The sequence below is a fragment of the Calothrix anomala FACHB-343 genome, assembly GCF_014696435.1.
GTDB lineage: Bacteria > Cyanobacteriota > Cyanobacteriia > Cyanobacteriales > Nostocaceae > Aulosira > Aulosira anomala_A.
In genome coordinates this window covers 64,687-86,277 of record NZ_JACJQG010000038.1, presented here as the reverse complement: position 1 = coordinate 86,277, position 21,591 = coordinate 64,687, and the positions used below count along the sequence as shown (strand labels likewise).

General features: G+C 40.6%; 15 protein-coding genes. 5 read left to right on the top strand and 10 right to left on the bottom strand.

Annotation, left to right across the window (positions count from 1 at the left end; all coding sequences use genetic code 11):
* Positions 1-201: 201 nt before the first annotated feature.
* From H6G08_RS21275 to lepB, 7 genes are all read right to left on the bottom strand, one after another.
* On the bottom strand, positions 202-1,941 hold the full coding sequence (locus tag H6G08_RS21275) for a R3H domain-containing nucleic acid-binding protein (protein WP_190546504.1): 1,740 nt from the start codon (positions 1,939-1,941) through the stop codon (positions 202-204).
* A 40-nt stretch (positions 1,942-1,981) separates the two neighbouring features.
* Entirely contained in the window at positions 1,982-3,190 is a 1,209-nt protein-coding gene (ldpA, locus tag H6G08_RS21270) for a circadian clock protein LdpA (protein ID WP_190546503.1), read from the bottom strand.
* A gap of 403 nt (positions 3,191-3,593) precedes the next feature.
* Positions 3,594-4,871 carry a hybrid sensor histidine kinase/response regulator gene (locus H6G08_RS21265; RefSeq protein ID WP_190546501.1) on the bottom strand — a complete coding sequence of 426 codons (1,278 nt, stop codon included), beginning with the start codon at positions 4,869-4,871 and terminating at the stop codon, positions 3,594-3,596.
* Positions 4,872-5,049: 178 nt separating this feature from the next.
* The gene (locus tag H6G08_RS21260) at positions 5,050-6,885 is read right to left on the bottom strand and encodes a two-component system response regulator (protein ID WP_190546499.1); all 1,836 of its coding nucleotides are present in this window, start codon (positions 6,883-6,885) and stop codon (positions 5,050-5,052) included.
* On the bottom strand, positions 6,882-9,788 hold the full coding sequence (locus tag H6G08_RS21255; protein WP_199322682.1) for a hybrid sensor histidine kinase/response regulator: 2,907 nt from the start codon (positions 9,786-9,788) through the stop codon (positions 6,882-6,884). Before H6G08_RS21255 ends, H6G08_RS21260 begins: the two co-directional genes overlap by 4 nt.
* A gap of 558 nt (positions 9,789-10,346) precedes the next feature.
* The gene (locus H6G08_RS21250; RefSeq protein ID WP_190546497.1) at positions 10,347-11,132 is read right to left on the bottom strand and encodes an MOSC domain-containing protein; all 786 of its coding nucleotides are present in this window, start codon (positions 11,130-11,132) and stop codon (positions 10,347-10,349) included.
* Positions 11,133-11,415: 283 nt separating this feature from the next.
* Positions 11,416-12,054: a signal peptidase I gene (gene lepB, locus H6G08_RS21245; protein ID WP_190546495.1), complete on the bottom strand. Its 639-nt coding sequence runs from the start codon at positions 12,052-12,054 to the stop codon at positions 11,416-11,418.
* A gap of 252 nt (positions 12,055-12,306) precedes the next feature.
* Between lepB and H6G08_RS21240 the strand changes: the two genes are divergently transcribed.
* Entirely contained in the window at positions 12,307-13,626 is a 1,320-nt protein-coding gene (locus tag H6G08_RS21240; RefSeq protein ID WP_190546493.1) for a dihydroorotase, read from the top strand.
* Between the two features lie 136 nt (positions 13,627-13,762).
* Positions 13,763-14,944 carry a patatin-like phospholipase family protein gene (locus H6G08_RS21235; RefSeq protein ID WP_190546491.1) on the top strand — a complete coding sequence of 394 codons (1,182 nt, stop codon included), beginning with the start codon at positions 13,763-13,765 and terminating at the stop codon, positions 14,942-14,944.
* A gap of 1,223 nt (positions 14,945-16,167) precedes the next feature.
* On the opposite strand, the gene tsaE is transcribed toward H6G08_RS21235, so the two are convergent.
* Complete coding sequence (gene tsaE / locus H6G08_RS21230; RefSeq protein ID WP_199322681.1) at positions 16,168-16,668, bottom strand: tRNA (adenosine(37)-N6)-threonylcarbamoyltransferase complex ATPase subunit type 1 TsaE; 501 nt, start codon at positions 16,666-16,668, stop codon at positions 16,168-16,170.
* Positions 16,658-18,028, bottom strand: a complete 1,371-nt coding sequence (locus H6G08_RS21225; RefSeq protein ID WP_190546489.1) for a gluconeogenesis factor YvcK family protein — start codon at positions 18,026-18,028, stop codon at positions 16,658-16,660. Before H6G08_RS21225 ends, tsaE begins: the two co-directional genes overlap by 11 nt.
* Before the next feature lie 170 nt (positions 18,029-18,198).
* Between H6G08_RS21225 and ruvC the strand changes: the two genes are divergently transcribed.
* The gene (gene ruvC, locus H6G08_RS21220; RefSeq protein ID WP_190546487.1) at positions 18,199-18,690 is read left to right on the top strand and encodes a crossover junction endodeoxyribonuclease RuvC; all 492 of its coding nucleotides are present in this window, start codon (positions 18,199-18,201) and stop codon (positions 18,688-18,690) included.
* 518 nt (positions 18,691-19,208) lie between these two features.
* Here ruvC and H6G08_RS21215 read toward each other — a convergent pair.
* A complete protein-coding gene (locus H6G08_RS21215; RefSeq protein WP_190546485.1) occupies positions 19,209-19,433 on the bottom strand; it encodes an AAA domain-containing protein in 225 nt (74 codons plus the stop codon).
* A 316-nt stretch (positions 19,434-19,749) separates the two neighbouring features.
* Here H6G08_RS21215 and H6G08_RS21210 point away from each other — a divergent pair, with 316 nt between their 5' ends.
* Both H6G08_RS21210 and H6G08_RS21205 read left to right on the top strand, forming a co-directional pair.
* Positions 19,750-21,132 (top strand): restriction endonuclease subunit S domain-containing protein, encoded by a 1,383-nt coding sequence (locus H6G08_RS21210; RefSeq protein WP_190546483.1) that lies wholly within the window; start codon positions 19,750-19,752, stop codon positions 21,130-21,132.
* 58 nt (positions 21,133-21,190) lie between these two features.
* Entirely contained in the window at positions 21,191-21,589 is a 399-nt protein-coding gene (locus H6G08_RS21205) for a hypothetical protein (RefSeq protein ID WP_199322680.1), read from the top strand.
* Positions 21,590-21,591 lie beyond the last annotated feature (2 nt).

The following is a 21,591-nucleotide window of genomic DNA, read 5'->3' as shown; positions in this document are numbered from 1 at the left end:
GCCTGCCTTCGCAGGCTAAAAGTTTGATAGCCTGCGAAGGCAGGCTTCGTATTTCTAGCCCCACCCTTATAGGGTGAGGGCGTTTTTGCACATTTGGGATGCTCCCATAGCACCATCCACACAATGCCATACAATATTTAAATTTTGGATTTTGAATATTTCATCCAAAATCCAAAATTTAAAATCTAAAATTCGTTGAGATTACGCCGGATAAATCCTTAAGCGGCGATTTGGTTCTTCACCAAAGCTATGAGACTTGAGCCGATAATGTTCTACCAACTCATGCTGCATTTTGCGGACTTGGGGAGAACGGGGTAATAACTCAACTGGCTGTCCTTTAGGAATGACTATCTGCTCTACAGCGAGTCTAGCTTCTTCTAGGGCGTCCATTTCGTCATCGCTACCACTGTGTAAAAACAGTTGCAGTTCTTGATCATCAGCGATTTCCGGCTCGTCAATGTTCAGCAGTCGCCGCAAACCACGGGTAATTTGTGGTATTGTGCTGGATTTAATCATGTGAATGGGGACATGACGAGCTTTAGCCATTTGCCTTAATTTGGCGTGGTTTTTGACATGCGATCGCAGTGCCAAAATTGCATCTGCACTATCGATGTCTTTTGTCAATACCACGGGCAAAGATAACACGCTAATTACCTGCTCTAGTTGATGGCGGCTGACGCCATAGGGGTAAACGTGCAGTGGTAAATCTTCGCCATTGGGGCCTGGCTTTTTACCGCCGCTAAAATCAATGGTGTCGGTATAATTAAACGACTCATCTAGCAAACGGTCAAATTCACTGCGTCCGGTAACTCTCTCCCGCTCTAGAGATGGGGGTGGTAAAGCTACCATTTGCCCAGATGAACGCCAGCCGTTAGATTGACGAGAACTCCCAAAGGAGTCTTCCCCACCTGCTTGATTTACCGCACCGCGACCGTTGACTACTGAAAGTTGGCGGGTCATGGACACCTTGCCATTTTCATCAACAGTTCTGGTTTGGGGGCTAGGTTGGCGACCCCGCAGCAGAGTATCTACCGTGTCTGCAACACTTTCGTGAACTACCCAGCGTTGCCGTTCTAACATTTCCACAGCAATCTCAAAGGTGGGAGGGGCTTTGCGTTCCAAAACAGTCTTTTGACTGCCCCGGCGTCTCGCTTCGTCATCTCCTAAGGTCACCGCTTGGATACCCCCGACCAAATCTGACAGGGTGGGGTTTTTAATCAGGTTTTCGATTTGGTTACCATGGGCAGTACCTACCAACTGTACGCCGCGTTCGGCAATGGTACGAGCTGCCAAAGCTTCCAATTCTGTGCCAATTTCATCAATAACGATGACTTCTGGCATGTGGTTTTCCACAGCTTCAATCATCACTTGATGCTGCAGTTCTGGATGAGCCACTTGCATTCTTCTGGCGCGACCAATGGCAGGGTGGGCAACATCGCCATCTCCAGCGATTTCATTGGAGGTGTCGATAATTACCACGCGCTTGTTGAGTTCATCGGCTAAAACCCGGGCAATTTCCCGTAAGGCAGTAGTTTTACCGACTCCTGGCCGACCCAGCATCAGAATCGATCTACCAGTTTCTACCAAATCGCGAATCATGCCAATGGTGCCGAATACCGCCCGACCGACACGACAGGTTAAGCCAATAATCTTACCCGTGCGGTTGCGAATGGCGCTAATTCGGTGCAAAGTTTGCTCAATTCCTGCCCGATTATCTCCGCCAAAGGTTCCAACTCGCTGAATGCAATCATCTATCTGTTCTTGAGTGACAGGCTGTTCGCTCAGATACTCAGCTTGATTAGGAAAGCGAGCCTCTGGGCGACGGCCCAGATCCAAGACCACTTCGACTAAATAGTCTCTTTTGGGATGATCCTCTAGTACTTGTCGTAGGTCTTGGGGCAAAATGTCTAACAACTTTTGGAGATCGTCTGTAATCGTCATGCTTTCTATGGTGACGTTTTTCGAGATAACGAACGAGCGATTAGCGCTCCTGTTGTGACTTGAGCTGGGAAACGAGAGAATGGGCAAGCTCTACAGCCTGCCAGAGCAATATATCGTCTTCTTCCAGGCGGGTAGTCGCCTTAACACTGGTTTTACTCACCTCCTGAGTTTCTAACTGTGCCAAAATTGGTGACAGCAGTACGCGGGCGTAGCTACCGTAGGCTATTCCAGAAATTTTGGATTTTGGATTTTGCGGAAAGTTGCCAGGAAGGTTTCCCTCCGTAGCAAACTTTCCAAGACGGATTTTGGATTTTAAATTGGAATCTTCTAATCCAAAATCTAAAATCGGCAATCTAAAATCGTTTAGCATTCCCATTGCCTGTAACTTGGTAACGGTATAGCTATTTGTGCCGCCTGCTAACTGCACATATCCGGGTAACTTTGCTGCCAAAACTTTTTGCCCTAATTTCACCGCCGCTAAAGTGGTGCCATCGCCAATATCTCCACTCATGGGGCGGCCGTCTGTCTGCCAAATTAAAGCATGAGGACGGGGGTGCATTAGGTTATATAGTGCTTGAAGGTAATCTATCATTCCTTCGCCGTCAGGACAGCTGATCGCTACTAACTTTAATTTATCTATCCACGGTGAAATTGCTTGCCATAGTTGCTGAAATTCTGTAAATCGCCCTACCTGTGTATGAATTTCGACAGCATCTACTCCTGTTGACATGACTAATGGAGCGATCGCTCCCGGCGTTGACATGTATGAGCTTGTATAAATTATATCATATGGGCAAATTGGTATGCAACGTCCACAGCCATAACACTTTTGTTCTAGGACACCTGAGTAGTTATCTTTTATACTGTTAAACACAATCGCTTGTGCTGGACAAATCCGTTCGCAGGGGCGAGGACAGTCTGGGGGACAATCAGTGGGATTAAACTCGGCTTTGCGAAAATGGGGGTCTTCACCATCATTCAGGCTCACCATCAAAAATGGTAAGTTGCCTTTAAAACCAAAGCCGCGTTTTTGAGCCTCAAAAGCTAGCTCCTTAGCTACTGCAAGTGCATCTTGAGCAGCTGCAATCACTGCTGGATCGGCCGCGACATCTATACAGTCAGCGCCCGCCAAAGTGTAGGCTAATGTTAAACTTCTGACTGCAGGAAGATGCTGGAAACTGGCTCCACAAATTAGTTTGAACCAGTGACCTTCTTTTAGGGATTGTAAAGGGGTAAACAGATCAGTCACATCTCTATTATGCTTTTCTGCGACTGAAAAATGTAGTCTCTTATAGAGAAAAAATCCCAATTTCCTCATTTTTACGTCTGAGGGGTTTTACTCATCAATTGTAGATTTGCCTGTCAACCCCTACTAGACATAGATTTCAGCCTTTCTGAAGTTAGTTTTATGCTTTTGGTTGAAGTTACAGAAATTAAACAGCAGGTATCAAAAATTTCTAATTTTTTAATATACATATATAACCATAATTAAATGCATATAAGCATATTTTAATTGAAAATGCCAAAATTTTCCTTACACAATCCATTGTGAGGGCTGTTGACTATTGACTATTGACTGTTGACTGTTGACTATTGACTATTGACTATTGACTGCCCTTATTAGTATTTATGCAATTTAGATGCGCATGAGCTTACTCAGATTGTTCTAAGGGAATTTCTAGTAAAAATTCTGCACCTTTTCCTGGTGATGAAAAACAAGCTATCTGTCCTCGATGCTTTTGCACGACTATTTGGTAACTAATAGATAATCCTAACCCGCTACCTTTACCTACGGGTTTGGTGGTAAAAAATGGATCGAATAACCGCGATCGCAATGACTCTTCGATACCAGGGCCATTATCTGCGATCGCAATCTTCACTGTCTTTGTCTGTGTTAGCTGTGTATTAATTTGGATTTGTGGCTTTTGTTGACTCACCCATCCATCAAAAGCATCAATGGCATTATTCAATAAATGCATAAATACTTGGTTAAGTTCGCTAGCATAACAATTAACTAAAGGTAAATTTCCGTAATCTTTCACAATATCAATTGCTGGACGATTTTGGGTTTCCCGCAATCGATGTTGCAGCATAATCAAAGCGCTATCAATACCTTGATGAATATTCACTTGCTTCATCAAGGATTCATCATGTCTAGAAAAATTTTGTAATGCGAGAACTATATCTGTAATTCGCTCTGCACCTCTATACATAGCACCCATGAGAGTTTGCAGATCCTTAGTTACATAATTTAAATCTAAATCTTTCAGGATTTTTTCAATTTTCTGATTTGGTTGCGGATATTCTTGTTGATATGTATTAATAATATTTATTAAATCTTGGACATATTGATTAGCATATTGTAAATTCCCATAGATAAAACTAATGGGATTATTCACTTCATGGGCAATTCCCGCTACTAATTGCCCTAATGCTACCATTTTTTCATTTTGAATTTGTTGTACCTGCGCCGCTTGTAAATTAGCTAGAGCTTGTTCGAGTAATATATTTTTTTCTTGCAGTTTTAGTTGAAATAAGCGCAAATTAATTTGATTTTCTATCCGTAATATCACTTCTGCACCATGAAACGGTTTAGTGATATAGTCAGCCCCACCGACATCAAAAGCTTTAACTTTATCTAACACATCATCTAAGGCACTAATAAAAATTACAGGGACTTCCGCCGTAATTTTGTCACTTTTGAGTTGTTGACAAACTTGATAGCCATCCATTTCTGGCATATTAATATCAAGTAAAATTACATCTGGTAACACTACATGACAAGCAGTCAGTGCCATTTTTCCATTTAAGGCTTTGCGCACTTCATAACCTTGCGCTGTTAACATAGCTGAAAGCAGACGCAAGTTATTGGGGGTATCATCTACCACCAAAATATTCCCTTTATGATTGTTGTGGTGATTTAAATTCATTGGTCATTTGTCATTGGTCATTTATCATTGGTCATTTGTCATGAATTATACGTCATGTTACATTGATCAATTCTATTTATACACAAGACAAACAGCAAAGCGCAAAATCTGAGTACTGACAGTATGAAAATCAGAATTTTTCAGCAATGACAAATGACAACTGAACAAATAAAATAATTCACCATTGAGGCGCAGTTGTGAGTAAATTCAGAACTGATTGCTGTTCTATGGGCTTAGAAAAAAGAAAGCCTTGGGCAAATTCACAGTTTAAACTTCTTAGTTGAGCTAATTGTTCCGTAGTTTCCACACCTTCTGCGATCGCTCTCATCCCCATTGAGTCAGCAATGTTAATCATGGCAGGTACTAAGCCCATATCTTCTTGATTTTCTTGCATTCTCTTGACAAAAGATTTATCGATTTTTAAAGCATTTAAAGGAAAACTATGTAAATAACTTAACGAAGAATAACCCGTCCCAAAATCATCCATGACTAACTTTATTCTTCGCTCTTTTAACTGTTGCAGAATTGTTTTCACGGCATGACTATTTTCCATGATCACAGTTTCGGTAATTTCCAGTTCTAAATTTTCGGGATTTACTTGGGTTTCATAGAGAATTTCGTCAATTTGTGCCATTAAATTCGGTTGAGAAAATAACCGCGCGCTCAAGTTAACGCTAATCGTCAAGCTGTCGGGAATGGCTGGGTGATGTTGCCATAAACGTAATTGTTGACAAGCTGACTGTAATACCCAGGTGTTAATTGAAGTAATCAGTCCGGTTTCTTCCGCCACAGGGATAAACTCTGCTGGGAGAATTAAGCCGCGAATCGGATGTTGCCAACGCACTAAAGCTTCAAAGCCAGCAATTTTACCTGTAAGCAGGGAAACAATCGGTTGATAATAAACAATAAATTCTTGCCGTGCTACGGCGCGACGCAGATCGTTTTCAATCTCTAATAGCTGGATGGCTTCTTGATACATGATCGGATCGAAAACATGATATCTGGCTCTACCTAATGCTTTAGCGCGATACATAGCCGTATCAGCGTCTCGCAGTAAATATTCTGGGCGATCGTAATCTTTATTTCCCCAAGCAATACCAATACTGGCATTCATAAATACCTCATATCTGGTAAGTTTGAAGGGAAGTGAGAGCTGCTGCAACAGACGCTCTGCCACTTCAATTACCATATTGATATCTGTGGGATTTTCTAACAAAATACCAAATTCATCGCCACCCAATCGAGCGATAGTATCCATTGGCGTTAAAGTTGATTGTAGACGATGAGCAATAGCTAACAGCAATTCATCGCCTACTAAATGACCTAAAGAATCATTGACAACTTTAAAGCGATCGCAGTCTAAATACAAAATCGCAAATTGATAATTAGATTGTTGCTTGGCACGATTCAGGGCATTTTCGATTCTCCGAATAAATAACACTCTATTCGGTAATCCAGTTAGGGAATCATGCAAGGCTAAATCTAGTAATTTACTTTGCAGTTGTTGCCGCGAATTAATTTCTCCCTGGAGTTTTTGCAGCGCTTTTTCTAGTTCCCAAGTACGTTGTTTCACCCTTTGTTCGAGTTCAACATTCAACTTAATAATTTCTAATTGTGCGGCTCTGAGCGCTAGTTGATTTTGTACCCGAATTAAGACTTCTTGCAATTCAAAAGGTTTGGTAATGTAGTCTACACCACCTACCTTAAAAGCTTTGATTTTATCAAAGACATCATCTAAGGCACTAATAAAAATTACGGGAATATGTGCCGTTACATCCCAAGCCTTTAAACGCTGACAGACTTCATAGCCATCAACTTCCGGCATCATAATGTCTAGTAAAATCAAGTCTGGTAATACGGTTTGACAAGCAGTCAAAGCCATTTGCCAATTTAAAGCTTTGCGAACGTTATACCCTTCTCTAGTCAGCAGTGACGATAATACTCGCAGATTATCTGCCATATCGTCAATCAGCAATATATCTTTTTTCTCTGGTTCTAACCGCTCGTAGTTCATTCTGCTTTTGTTCTAGTCAATTCCATAATTTTTTCAAACTGATAGTTGTGTGCTAATTCTCCCAAAACCCGGAAAATTTGGCTTTGTTCTGGAGGTAATTGGGCAAGCAACTCTAAAATCATGTCATCGCTACAGCTAGCTGCGGCATGACGGATATTTGTTAACCAAGGCTGGGGCATTTGTGATAAATGCCAGATAACTTCCGCTTCACTGGGAAATATGTCTGTTTCTTGACTAGCGGCTGGATTTACAGTCTCGTCTGGGCTGACATATTTTACACCCAGATGTTCGCTGATTTTTTCTAGTAATACTTCTTGAGTAAATGGTTTACGAATAAAATCGTCGCAACCGATTGACAAAATTTTCTGTCTTTCTTCCTCAAAAGCGCTGGCAGTTAAGGCAACAATAATTGGTACATGGCTAGTTTCCCGATTAGTAAATCCGGGGATAGTTAATAATTGGTCAGTTAGCTGGTTAGTTAGGTTTCCTAATTTGGGTGTGAAGTTCTTTTCTTTATACCCTATTTGGATTTGTTTTTTAATAGCTTTTGTAGCTTCGTAGCCATCCATAATCGGCATTCGCATATCCATGAAAATCAAGTGTGGTTTCCATGCTAAAGATTGAGCGATCGCTTCTTGGCCATTTGTAGCTTCTTGAACAATAAATCCGATAGCTGTCAGCATTTTCACTAACACCAGCCGACTTTCTTTGACATCGTCAACTACTAAAATACGGTATTCGCCTTGATTTGCTGCTAAACCAAGAATTTTCTGTTTATTTTGCTGATTTTGAATTTCGCTAGTACAAGCTGGGCTAATTTGAATATCAAAGGTAAATTTACTACCCTCACCCGGATTACTAGTAACTGTAATATCTCCACCCAACATTTGGATATATTTGCGGCTAATGGTTAAGCCTAGTCCGGTTCCTTGTTGCGATTGTCTCCCGGTTTCGGTTTGTCCAAACGCTTCAAATAACAAATGAATTTCTTGCGGATCGATTCCCGGGCCAGTATCTTCGACTTCAAAGTAAAGCCGAAGATCGCGATCTTCCAGGGTTCCGCCACTGACTCTGACAATGACGTTGCCTTTACGAGTAAACTTGATCGCATTGCCCAAGAGATTAAGTAAAATCTGGCGTAGTTTGCTTTCATCGGTTTGCACATATCGGGGAAGATTCGGCGCATATTCAAAGACTAGGCGTAAATCTTTAGCCGCAGCCCGCAAAGCAAACATTTCTTCTAAGCTTGTCAACAGCCGAATTAAATCGAAACTTTTGATATTCAAGCTAGTTTTACCCGCTTCGATTTTCGACATTTCTAAAATGTCATTGATTAAATTTAAAAGATGCTCGCCTGCCCGATTAATAATCGCCAAATTCTCTTTATTTTCCGCCGATAAAGAATTGTCATTATTCATGACTTGGGTAAAACCTAAAATGGCATTGAGTGGAGTCCGTAATTCATGACTCATATTTGCCAAAAATTTACTTTTCGCCCGGTTTGCTCGTTCTGCTGCTAATCTACCCCTAGCAGCAATTTTTTGGGATTGAATTAGCTGTTTTTGGGTTGTTTGCAGTTGTTGAATAACTTTTAAAAGTTCTTGAGTTCGCTTTCTAACTTGCGATTCTAGGAGGCGATTGTATTGGGTGAGTACTTTGTCATTTTTTTGCTGTTGATTTACTTCTTGCGAGTTATGTACCTCGTCTTTCATATTGCGCAATTCGTCATATATGGGCATTTTTAAGGCTTCAATTAGGATTGTTTTTTCTGGCTGGCGTACTCCTATTTCTTTAACTCTAAAACTTTGTCCTGGTAGCGCCTTTGCTCCGGGAAGCCCGTATTTAAAGACAAATTGCTTTTTGTCTATATCTTGGTCTTTTGCTTCGTTTTCGTTGAGATACATTTGTTTAAAGGCTGCTAATGTTACCCGTGATGATGTGGTGAATTGTTGGGAAAAAATTTGCTGGTCAAGACGATGCATATCTTCCCGATCGCTTGCTGTTTTCGTCAAGTTTTTCCCTTGAGGAATTGCAGTCAAAAATATAGATGCTGGATTTTGATTGACAGATAAAACTCTGTTTAAGGCTGGAGATTTTTTTGGTAAAACTGTGTAACTTTTCTGCGGTTCACTATGTGGATGATTTTCAGAGATATTAAGTTGATTTAATTCATTATTTACCACTGTTTCTGAGTCAGTCTTGTTTGTCGCTGTCTTAGAAGATTTATTGAGTTGCATAATTAACTTGATCGTTAACCAGGTAATCGCGATCGCAAATTGCGCCACTATTAAAAAGGCAACAAGGGATAACAAGTTAATGTTTTGGAGTGGTTTAAGTTGTTTTAGCCAGTTGGCTTTGTGAATAAATCCGACAATCAACCAATTCATCCTCAATTCATGGCGATTGTTAACCTTCTGGAAATAGCGGCGTTTTACTGAGCTATTGGTAGCATAAACATAAAGTGTACTCATACCCTGGACTCGGGAAACTGCTGGCATCAATAAAGCACCCCGATTTAGCTGTTCAATGGCAATCAATTCCCCTTGGGGGTGGGTAAAATAGCGATCGCCAATCTGCCAAACTTGCATTTGTTCCCACAGATAATTTTTGGCTGCTTGTAAGTCAGAAACACTCAGCAAACCTAGTTGATCGATTGGTTGGGGGGTTTTCAGGTATTTACCAAGGTATTTGTCGATGCGATCGCAGATTTCACTCTCTAACTGAGTTGCTAAATTTTGTCCAGCTTGTGCATTGTGAACTGAAAGAGAGCCGAAAATCCCAACAGTTCCCCAAAATTGCAACACAATCGGCATAATTACAACATATTTGCGGCGCATCATATTGATAGAAGTTCTCTCAACTACCAGGTTGAGACATTTAACAGACTGAAGTTTAGATAACATTGTTGTGAGATTTTGTACCCCTTGCTACATTTGGGGATTGCATGTCAAATAAAATACAAAAAATATCAGAATTACTACTATCTTCAAGTGCAAGACATACTTTGCATTCTGTCTAATCTTGTATAAAAGATAGCAGTCTTTGGGTTAATATAATTTCTAGGCTAACTCTGTGCCTCCTCAACTTAATCTTAGAGTTTGCTTTTAATAGGCTAATTTGTTGAATTTTACGGGAATATGCTGAGGCATATTTTCTCTGAGTAGTGCAAAATATCGGTTTACACTGATTCGGAATGGCATCTATATTGGTTTAAATTTAACTAATTAACTACAGTATGCCAGCCAAGATTAACTGTTACAATCGACACCAGAGTCTATAGGGAATTTTCAATTGTTTACCGCTACCGTAACTAGTGTCTAAATTTCTAGTTCTTGGCAAACAATCATACATATTCAATTACAAAACTGGGAAAAATACTAGATAATTTAGGCGATTAAACGGTAAAGAAATTTGCGATATTTTTACCGTTTACTTTTTTTCTTTAAGAAAAATTACAAACATTATGTTAGTATTACGACTTCATCGCCAACTTGTAAAGTTTTAGCAGTTGAGAGTTCAGCTAGCCTAGTATTAATACTTAATTTATAAAAATGATTAAATCGGGATAAAGCCGCCCAATCTGGTAAAGTGGCTTGTCGCTGCTGGACAAAGATTTTTTGAAAATTACTATCAGCTTTACCAGAATCAGGATTACGAGTGGGAACTACACAGCGCTGACAAGGCTGAATTCCCAAAAAGCAGACATCGCCAATGCGAAAAGAAACAGCGATATCGCTATTATTGCTAAATAATTGGTCTTCCCAAAACGCCGGGACGCCGCCAATTTCAATATTAGCCCGTAATCGCCGCCGCATTTGCCCCACATTCATATCTGGAAACCAAGAAGCCACTGCTTCTAAAGTTGCTGTACTAATTACAGTCGGCCCCGAACAGTTGCGATCGTCAGGAAAGCCCATCTGCAAATTTTGCTCTAATGTGACTTTAAAGCCAAAAAAATCGCTGAAAATTGCTTCTAGCGCCTGTCTTTCACTATCTAAATGAAAATTGATTGGTGAATCGCCACCAGGAAGTTGCACAGATATAGTTCTTTGCGCCAGTGCAAATTCTGTGCGCAATAAATGAATTTTGGCATGGCGTTTACCATTAACAAAATTGCCATTTTCATCAAAAATTGCCAATTCGCGATCGCACTCTAGGCTTCCACTAGGGAGAACTCTCGCCTTCTCAACTTCAACACCATCCAACGACTTAATGGGGTAGAGAACAATCTTGGCTAAGTATGGCATTCTACAGAGTATTTAAGTTTGATGAAGTCAATAGTCAATAGTCAATAGTCAACAGTCAATAGTCAACAGTCAATAGTCAATAGTCAATAGTCAACAGTCAATAGTATTTCCGAGAAAGTCCTTCATGGGAAAACCCACAACCAAGTATGAAAATCTATCTTTCCCATGCCCAATGCCCAATGCCCAATGCCCAATGCCCAATGCCCATTTCCCAGCTAGTTCGTAATCAGCAAGCAACTGCTGACTACAAACCAAACTTAACTTTAACAATACGCTGTTAATTCTATGGATATAACGGTGATTTATCTAGACCACCAACTTGATTGAGAGGCCAGAATCGTAGCACAGCACGACCAATAATATTTTGTTGCGGGACAACACCCCAGCAGCGACTGTCATAGCTACTGTTACGGTTATCGCCAAGCACCAAATATGAGTTGGGGGGTATGGTTTGGGGTTTTGCTAAGAAGGGTACTTGCGCACCTGAGGTACAAACGTCAATTACTGTACGTTGGTTTTTGAGATAGTTATCTTCTGGTAGGGGTTTGTTATTGATATAGACTTTGCCATCTCTCAGTTCTACTTTTTCCCCAGGTAAACCAATGATGCGTTTAATGAAGGCATCGTGATATTGTTCTCTTTTTAACTCGTCTGTGGGCGAAAAGACTACGATGTCCCCTCGCTGTGGCTGAGAAAACTTGTACTTCAATTTATCTACAATTATCTTGTCTGCCTCCCACTGGTTTGGAGTACCATGCAGGGTGGGTTCCATAGATCCCGAAGGAATCCAACGAGCTTCGGCAACAAAAGTACGAATTCCTAAGGCTAGAACTATGCTTAATATAACCGTTCTACCTAGCTCTCCAATCCAGGAATGATCGGGTTGTTGACTAGAATTTTTATCAGACACTTGATTTTGCATGAAATTGCTGAAGTAACGAAAAGATGCAGGTAATTAAATTACCAAGGGGGAACTATGAACTATATTTATGAATTTTAACCGCAGAACTCTGATTTGGTATTTATGTTGTCATGGTGACAGAAATATACATAGATACAATAAACTTTTTTTTAAACTGCGGCAAAAATTGACTACTAAGAGTGCAACCAAGTTTAACCTAAAAAGATAGTTCTCTGTGATGCATAGTCCTCTATCGCCAATATTGTTAACTCCATGTCATCTGCAAAAAGTTTACTGATTCGCCATGCCCAAATAATTTTACCCAATGGGGAATTAATGGTTGGGGATGTGCTGACGCGCGATCGCCAAATAGTCGAAGTTGCACCAGAAATTTCCACAAACACAGCTACTAGTGAAATTGACGCGACTGGCTTAACATTGTTGCCAGGAGTCATCGATCCTCAAGTGCATTTCCGCGAACCTGGGTTAGAACACAAGGAAGATTTGTTTACAGCCAGTTGTGCTTGTGCTAAAGGTGGCGTAACTTCCTTTTTGGAAATGCCCAACACTCGTCCGTTGACAATTAACCAAGAAGCTTTAGACGATAAACTACTACGTGCCTCCAATAAGTGCTTAGTTAATTATGGCTTTTTTATCGGGGCAACAGCAGATAATCTGCCAGATTTACTCACCGCCAAACCGACACCAGGCATTAAAATCTTCATGGGGTCAATGCACGGTCAGCTACTAGTTGACCAAGATGCAGCTTTAGAGGCAATATTTTCCCAAGGAGATCGCTTAATTGCGGTTCATGCGGAAGACCAAGCGAGAATTAATCAACGTCGTCAAGAATTTGCGGGAATTCACGATCCGGCGATTCACTCCCAAATTCAAGATAACGAAGCGGCATTATTAGCAACTAAACTCGCATTAAAGCTGTCTAAAAAATATCAGCGACGCTTGCATATTCTCCACATGTCTACAGCCGAAGAAGCCGAGTTACTGCGTCAAGATAAACCTAGTTGGGTAACCGCCGAGGTAACACCACAGCATTTAGTTTTAAATACCAGCGCCTATGAGACAATTGGCACTCTAGCGCAAATGAATCCGCCGTTGCGATCGCCCCATGATAATGAAGTTTTATGGCAAGCTTTACGTGATGGCGTTATTGACTTTATCGCCACAGATCACGCGCCCCATACCTTAGCCGAAAAAGCTCAAACATATCCTAACAGTCCCTCTGGTATGCCTGGCGTAGAAACTTCCCTAGCGGTGATGTTAACTGCTGCTAAAGAAGGAAAATGTACAGTTGCTCAAGTTGTGCATTGGATGTCCAAAGCTGTCGCTGTAGCTTATGGTATTCCCAACAAAGGAGCGATCGCACCCGGTTATGATGCCGATCTAGTGCTGGTAGATTTAGATACTTACCGCCCAGTCCTCCGGGAAGAACTTTTAACTAAATGTGGTTGGAGTCCTTTTGAAGGTTGGAATTTGACAGGCTGGGCTGTAACAACTATTGTTGGTGGGGAAATTGTCTATGACAAAGGTAAATTAAATACCGCAGTCCGAGGTCAAGTTTTAACTTTCTTGTAGTCCATCTTAATTTTCAACTTACTTAGCATACAACTGTAAATCGTTACACTTCTAAGTGTTTGGTCAATCGTCAGCAGTCAAGAATCTCTCATCTGTTGACGATTGACCATTGACGATTGACTTTGGACTAATCAATATGACATTCAAAATCCTCAGTTTAGATGGTGGTGGGATGCGGGGAGTAATTTCCGCCAGAATTCTCCAAGAAGTTGAAAAACAGGTAAAAAAGCAGAAAGGTCAGACTTTAAATCAGTATTTTGACTTGATTGCAGGTACTTCTACAGGTTCAATTCTCGCTGCTGGACTGGCTGTAGGTAAAACTACTACAGAATTGATTGATTTATACATCAACGAAGGTCAGCGAATATTTCCCCTCAAACGCAAACACCGCTATCATAAGTTTCCCGCATTTATTCAGCCAATTCTCGAAGCATTTTCAGCCAGTAAATATACTCATGATGGCTTAATCGATGTCTTAATCGAAAAATTGGGATATAAGAGAATCAAAGATATTGATAGTCCGATAATTTTGATTCTGGCTTACGATACCCTATATCGCAACACTACATTTTTTACTAATTGTCATCCAGATTTAGGCTACCGTTGGTACGATGAATGCTACCTGTGGCAAATATGTGTAGCTTCTGCATCCGCTCCTACGTATTTTCCCCCGTATAAATTAGAGCCTGTCAATAAAGAAAAATTTGGTGATTGGGTGTTTCCCCATATAGATGGTGGGGTATCGGCGAATAATCCCGCTTTAGCCGCACTGAGTTTGGCGATGCGCATTAGTCAATGTTCAGATTTATTGGTTTCTCCGGAAACAAAGCGCAAATATAAGCTAGAAAACCTGCAGATGGAAGACATCTCCATTCTCTCAATTGGAACCGGACAAACTGGCGAACCTTACCAATTTGAGCAAATACATCAATGGAAGCCTTTGGAATGGGCGCAACATATTACTGATGTATTTATGGAGCCTACATCTGAGATTGATAGCACGATTTGCCGTCAACTGATGGGTGGCTATGAATCAAAACGCTATTTACGGTTGCAATTTGACTTAAATGAGAGATTTAAGGCGAAACCAGGAGAAACAGCTAAAGATACTCGCATCCTCTTAAAACCTCATGAGCGCACAAACCAGTATACAGGTAGAAAAGTGAGCGAAGAAATAGATGATGCTAACCCAGATGTAATTCAAAATTTGATAGAAGCAACTGCTGCATTTATCGAGCAAGGCCATGCTTACTCTACCAGAAATGATTTAGGGCCGAAGGTCAAACAGGCGATCGCATCTTTTATCGCCATTAATTAGTATATCTACGGAAAAATATCTTGATAAAGTTTAATTATCAAACTATTTTGCCGCCAATCTCGTATTTATACGATATTTTTGCGTGTTTATCTTAACCTTTATGTATCCAAGTTATTTATGTTTAAGATAGACTCTAACTTATACCTGAAACAAAGCAGATAAAAAATGGATTGATAGAGGTTTCCCTGGCTAAATTTGATAATTATTGATCTTTTATCGATATTCCTAGTATAAAAATATCTTTTATAAATAGAATCATTGATTAATTTATTCTGACTCCGAACCGCTCAACCTGATATTTATCTGTATAAACAATGAACTTGTACGTAAAAAATTAGTACCAATATAAGTTGTAGTGCTGACGAAAATGTAGAAAATTTATAATTTTGGGCGTTTAACTGGGGAAATGTAGGTATTTATATTCTTATACTGCCGTAATGTAAGAAAATACTTTGGATAAATAAATTTAAATTTATTCTGTAAAAACTCTGTTTGCAGAGAAATACAAGTCTATATATGCTTAATTTACACAGCAATAAGATCTGTGGTTGAACAAAATTACTTGTTGTATCGGGAAAATACAGCCAGATAAACTATTACTGATTGGCAAATTTGCATAGGAATGACCCAAAAGTGTTTCACCAAAAACAAACATCCCAATTATCAAAGTAATTTCAGGATGAAACAGTACAGTGCCATAAAATCCGAGCATTTTAGCAATATTTGCCGAAAAAAATCAGCACAATCCTGCCAAGAAATCTTGCTAGATTGTCTGGACTGATAACACCTAGTAATTGCTAATCACAATTTAGGAAAACAAGAAAACAGATGTGTAGTTTGGTGAGGTATTAGCCAAGATCCATCTATTGCAATCTTATTTCAGTTGTGAAAAATATCGGTATTGGCTGTTGACTGTTGACTGTTGACTGTTGACTGTCAATAACTCTTTGCAATTGCTATTAGCTGATGATTCATCAGCAATAAAGGATTTGATTGAAAACTAACATTCGGTATTTGGTTTTTTACCTATTTGATAACAATCGGAGAGATTAAGAAAATTATGTTAATGAATGCAACTGATGAACGTGGTAGCGGCAGATAGCCCATTGCGGAAATATAGCTGTAGCCAGATAGATTAGGACATCAACCTAAGATAAAACCCTGACAATAAAAGGCTTTTAAGTCTGTCAACTGTCAACAGTCAACTGTCAACAGCTATAACTCTATTTTTCCCATTCAGCATCCTGACTTTCAGGAGTAATCGCGGCGATTATCTGGCTAAGAGAATGATTAAATGCAGTTATTTTAGCTTGGCGATCGCCCTCATTCCCATAAATCAAATTGACCGTTAAATAATTATCTGGCTGGTAGGGCATTCTTTCCGCCCATTCGATAGCAACAATTCCCGGTGTAACTTCAAAACCTTCCCAATAAGATTCTAAATTTAAATCAGCAACTTCCTGTGGTTCTAAGCGGTATAAATCCAAATGGTAAAGGGGAAGCCTTCCTTCTGTGTACTCATTAACGATGGTAAAAGTCGGACTCACAATCGGTTCGCTAATCCCCAAACCTTTACCAATACCTTGGACTAAGGTAGTTTTACCCGCGCCTAAATCACCAGCAAGCAAAATTACAATCCCAGCATCCAGACATTGACCCAAACTTATACCTAAATTCACCGTAGCTTCCGCATTTTTTAACGAAATCTTGATTTCATTTCCCATGATGCGCACCACTGTACCAGCGAAATAACACTTTTGCTAGTTTTTGAGGATTGTGACGGACATAACCAGTCTCATCTTCAAATAACACATTAGCTGGGACAATTCTTCGCCCTAACAAAGTCACAGCTTCTCTATCTAAAAACACAGGGTGAGAATTTTGTTGGGCGTAGCGAATCAGTGATTTAGCTGAGGGGGATTTTTTATGTACTAGTACAGCATCAAATAACTTACGATGAGAAGTAGCCGCATCAATAGCGCGAATATGATCGGCAACAGTATAACCTTCAGTTTCTCCCGGTTGAGTCATAATATTGCAGACATAAATGCGGGGGGCTTTGGATTGAGCGATCGCATCAGCAATTTCTGGGACTAATAAATTAGGAATTAAACTAGTATAAAGACTGCCGGGGCCAATAATAATATAATCTGCTTCTTTAATTGCTTTTAAAGCTGCCGGTAAAGCTGGGGGATTAGCGGGAATGCAGCCCAGTTTGACAATTTTACCCCCTGCTTTGGGAATACTCGATTCCCCTTCAATCCGCCGACCATCCGCCAATTCTGCCCAAAGACGCACATCACTGAGGGTAGCTGGTAAAACTTGTCCCCTGACTGCGAGAACTTTGGAACTAGCTGCAACAGCCCTTTCCAAATCCCCAGTAATTTCCGTCATCGCTGTTAAAAATAAATTCCCAAAACTATGACCGCTTAACCCATCTCCAGCCCGAAAGCGGTATTGAAATAATTCTGTGAGTAATTTTTCTTCATCTGCAAGTGCAGCTAAACAGTTACGAATATCTCCTGGTGGTAATACACCAAATTCTTGACGCAACCGCCCAGAAGATCCACCATCATCAGCGACAGTCACAATCGCTGTAATATTCGCACTGTAGGTTTTTAGCCCCCGCAGCAAAGTAGAAAGACCTGTACCACCACCAATCACGACAATTTTCGGCCCTCGGTACAAGCGATGATGGGCTAACAGAACATCAATCAGTTCTTCTTCGCCTTCCGGTCTAAGTACCTTAGTAATTGAGCCTACTGTACGAGTTTGTCCCCAAAGTAGCAACAGCAAGCCAAACAGCAGGACTAAAGGGCCGCTGATATAGTTGGGTAAGATGTTAGTGATGAATCCTAAAAACCCTCTCAGCAATTCTATTGTCCAAAAAATCGGGGTCAGCTTAATCCAAATAGCCAACCCCAGACTCGCCAGTAGTACGCCACCAACACTAATGAGTAACCAACGTTTGATGGATAGTCCAGGAGATAACCACTTGAACCACTGGTTAACTCGATAGGGAGTACGCCGGCGCGACTGCTGTTGCAGCGCGTGGAGGGCTTGTCTAAAAAAAACCATTGACATACCTGATTCAAAGCAGTGGGACAAACAATAATTAACAGAAAATGTACACTACCTGCTTGAAACAGCAAGCATAGACTGATGAAAATTTTTCATTTCCTTAGACTTGGAGTAAGTTATTAAAGTTGCCAGCATCCCCAGTCAAAAACACCTGTGTAGTCAAAGTAAATTGAATGGAAAAACGCATTTTAGGATTAGATCCAGGACTGGCGATTTTAGGATTTGGAGTAATTACCTGCAAACAAAATCCAGCCAAGATCCAAGACACAAGCGTGCAAATGCTCGATTTTGGCGTGATTAGTACGCCTGCATCTGCGGAAATGGGACAACGCTTGTGTACTTTATTTGACGATTTACACACCCTGATAGAGGAGTTGCAACCTGACTTAGTGGCGATTGAGAAGTTATTCTTCTATCGTATGTCAAGTACTATTTTGGTTGCACAAGCTAGGGGTGTACTCATGTTAGTCTTAGCACAGCGCCGTCTTCCCTATGTCGAATTTACTCCTGCTCAAATCAAACAAGCGTTAACGGGATATGGTAATGCTGAAAAATATGAAGTGCAAGAGGCTGTGGCTAGGGAGTTAGATTTAGAGGAAATTCCTAAACCAGATGATGCGGCGGATGCTTTGGCAGTAGCTTTAACGGCTTGGTTTCAGATTTAATCTTGTATAACGAGAATAAAGTCGGAAACTGAATAATAAACTTGGAAACTAGAGAATAAAGTTGGAAACCAACTGGCACATCTGTACTCCAGCGCCTCTTGTCCTATCTGGAAGAAATGGATTTGCTGGAATTTCAAAAGGATGAGCTAAAAATTTTAGTAAATCGCAAAGTTTTCCAAAGGTAATTGCCAAGAGCATAAGTAAGTATAAGCGAGTAATAATACTTTTATAAGTAAAACTTATAAAAGTATAAGTTTAAATAAAATTAATAATTTTTCATATTCAGAAACTCAAATAAAATGTCATTTTTTGATCATAAATACAAATCATAAATACCAACTTCTCCAACAGCGTAGTTAAAAAAATAATGTATCCTAGATTACAAAAAAATAGCGGTTGCTTTCTTAGGAAAAATTTTTGATTACTGAACTGAGTCAAAACTTCATTAATACTTGGGAAGCTTGGATAGTTTATTTAGGTATGGAGTCACACTACCAAGTAAATGCTAATAATCTAACTTAACGCTCTCCTCCTTGCAGTTTTTCCACGGTGTCAACGACATCAATAATGTCGCCATAGTAGTTTTCCCGGCTAGTTTTAAGTAAAGTTCTCTGAGCGCAGTAGGGAGTCACAATGCCAACAGAGCTTTTACCAAGTTGACTACCCGCAGCCAGAATCTGCTCAATAATTTTTACTTCACCTGGATTGCTACGCCGTGATTGACGCTCAGAGTGAACAACCAAATACAGCCCACTGAAACTCTGTAGGACTTTCTCCACGTTCCTTCGATAATTTCATGGCTAACAGGTGATTGCTGATTGTTTTTTTGAGAATAGCACATCCAGAATTTCATCCATGTGTACTCACAAAAACTTTAATTTGATTTTCTGGGATTGAAGATGCTATATTAGCATTCATACAAAAATTAGGTATAGGTTGGCACGCATAACTCATTAAGACGGCATTCCTCCACAGCACCTTAACCTTGTCAGTTGGAGGATAAATTTGTTGCCTTGAGGCAAATTCAAGAGCCAATTTGCAGTAGTGGAGGTAAGGAAATTGAAAGCACCACCCCATACTCGAATTACATGGGAAATCCTGCATGAAGAAGATTGCTGGAGTGCTGAATTATACTGCACAGCCGCACAGATTTTTCGTGGGCGGATTTCCCGTAAGGCAATTGGCGAGATTGGTAACTGTCTTGAAGGTTGGCGGGTAAGTACACAATCTTGGACGGATACTTATGATCGCAGGATTGAGAAAACCCCTATCTACCGTCAGGCAAACTTGGATTGTATGCAGTTTCGCCTGAATGCTGAACAATGGGAAAAACCAACAATTGAGGCGGAATGGTGTGTTCAACCAGGGGATGTGGTGCTGAATAAAATTCCACCTGTGCGGGCGGCGGTGGTAACTTCTCGGCTACCCCGTCACCCAGTCGATGCAAACTGCATTTTGATTAGGGGTGTTAAATATCCTTTTGCTGTGTGGGTGGCACTTTGTTTGAATCAAAAACCTTATGAGGCTTATCTACTTCATCGCCAAGGGGCAGCTACTTTGCCTCGTGTCAGTTTAAAGGTGCTGTCTAATCTGCATCTCCCTTTACCGCCAATAGAGGACGCAAGTTTACTTCAGGGGAAAGTGTGGGATTGTAACGACGATATTTTGGAGAATAACGAGTCCCTAATGCGCTTGCTGGCTGAAGTTGAAGCTTATGTGGCTGATGAAGAGAAACAATTAGATGAGTCGCAGCCAGTTTCTAATAATTCATTATCGACTGGGCGGTTTTTTCCGGCTGATTCTATAGATGATTCTTTATTGCCTAATCATGTCCAGCTTTCTCATCGACTGCACCAGTTAAAACAGCATTTAGGATGGGTTTCTTTAGCAAAACTGCTTTCAGTAGATGAGATTGAGAGAAGTCGCCTACATGGTGATGTTCTGCAACAGGGGCGTTATTTGCGGTTAAGCGATATTCGGACAGATTTAAGTTTCTCACAACCAGAGGAAACAGAAAATGAGCGATCATCGCCTGCACCTAATCGTGTTTATCGTCAACCTCTCACCTCTGGGGAAGTATTGCTGTCAACTTTGGTGAGTAACCCGCGTGTGGCTTTTATTAATGAAGCACTGTCTACCAAAATTTATGTTACTGACCATTTAGAACGGTTACGGTTTAAGGAAACGCCGGGGGCTTGGGCATTGGTGTTAAATACTACTGCTATTCGTACTCAGTTAGAAGCAATGGCAATGGGAACTGTACAACAGTTTACCCATCCTGCAAATATTCCGCGCTTGACTGTTCCCAATGTACCTTTAGAACTCCGCCAGCGATGGGAAAAATTATTACGTCGCCATCACCAGCGACAGCGAGAGTTAAACGAACAATGGCAAGTTATTTGGAATTATGCACAGACTTTGTTTGAGGAAGTTCATCAATGAAGGGAACGGGGAACGGGGAACAGGGAATGGGGCGTTTACTCTATTACCAGGGTTTTAGATGGGTATGACACCAGCAATTTATGAAGAAATCACCACTGCATTAAAGCGCGAAAACTTACCGCTAACTAAGGTATGTGAACTGGCTAAAAATTCTGGTAGCAATTGGTCAGAGGCACAGGTTCACCTTTTCCTTGCTTGTATGGATGGGGTTGAATTTGACACTATATCACAGGATTTACCACTGGTGAAGTTAGGTAAACGAACTGAGAAAGAAGAACTGGTAGAAGCGATTATTCAAGTGGTCAATTCTAATACTAGTAAACCAATATCGGCTGCGGAAATTCGCCGCAAGTTACCAGGAAAGTTTATTACTACAGAGGCACAAATCAAAGCTTTGGCAAAAGAAACTCCTGCGTTGGAAGTTTTCGGGCCTGGACTCATTCGCTACAATGGTTAATT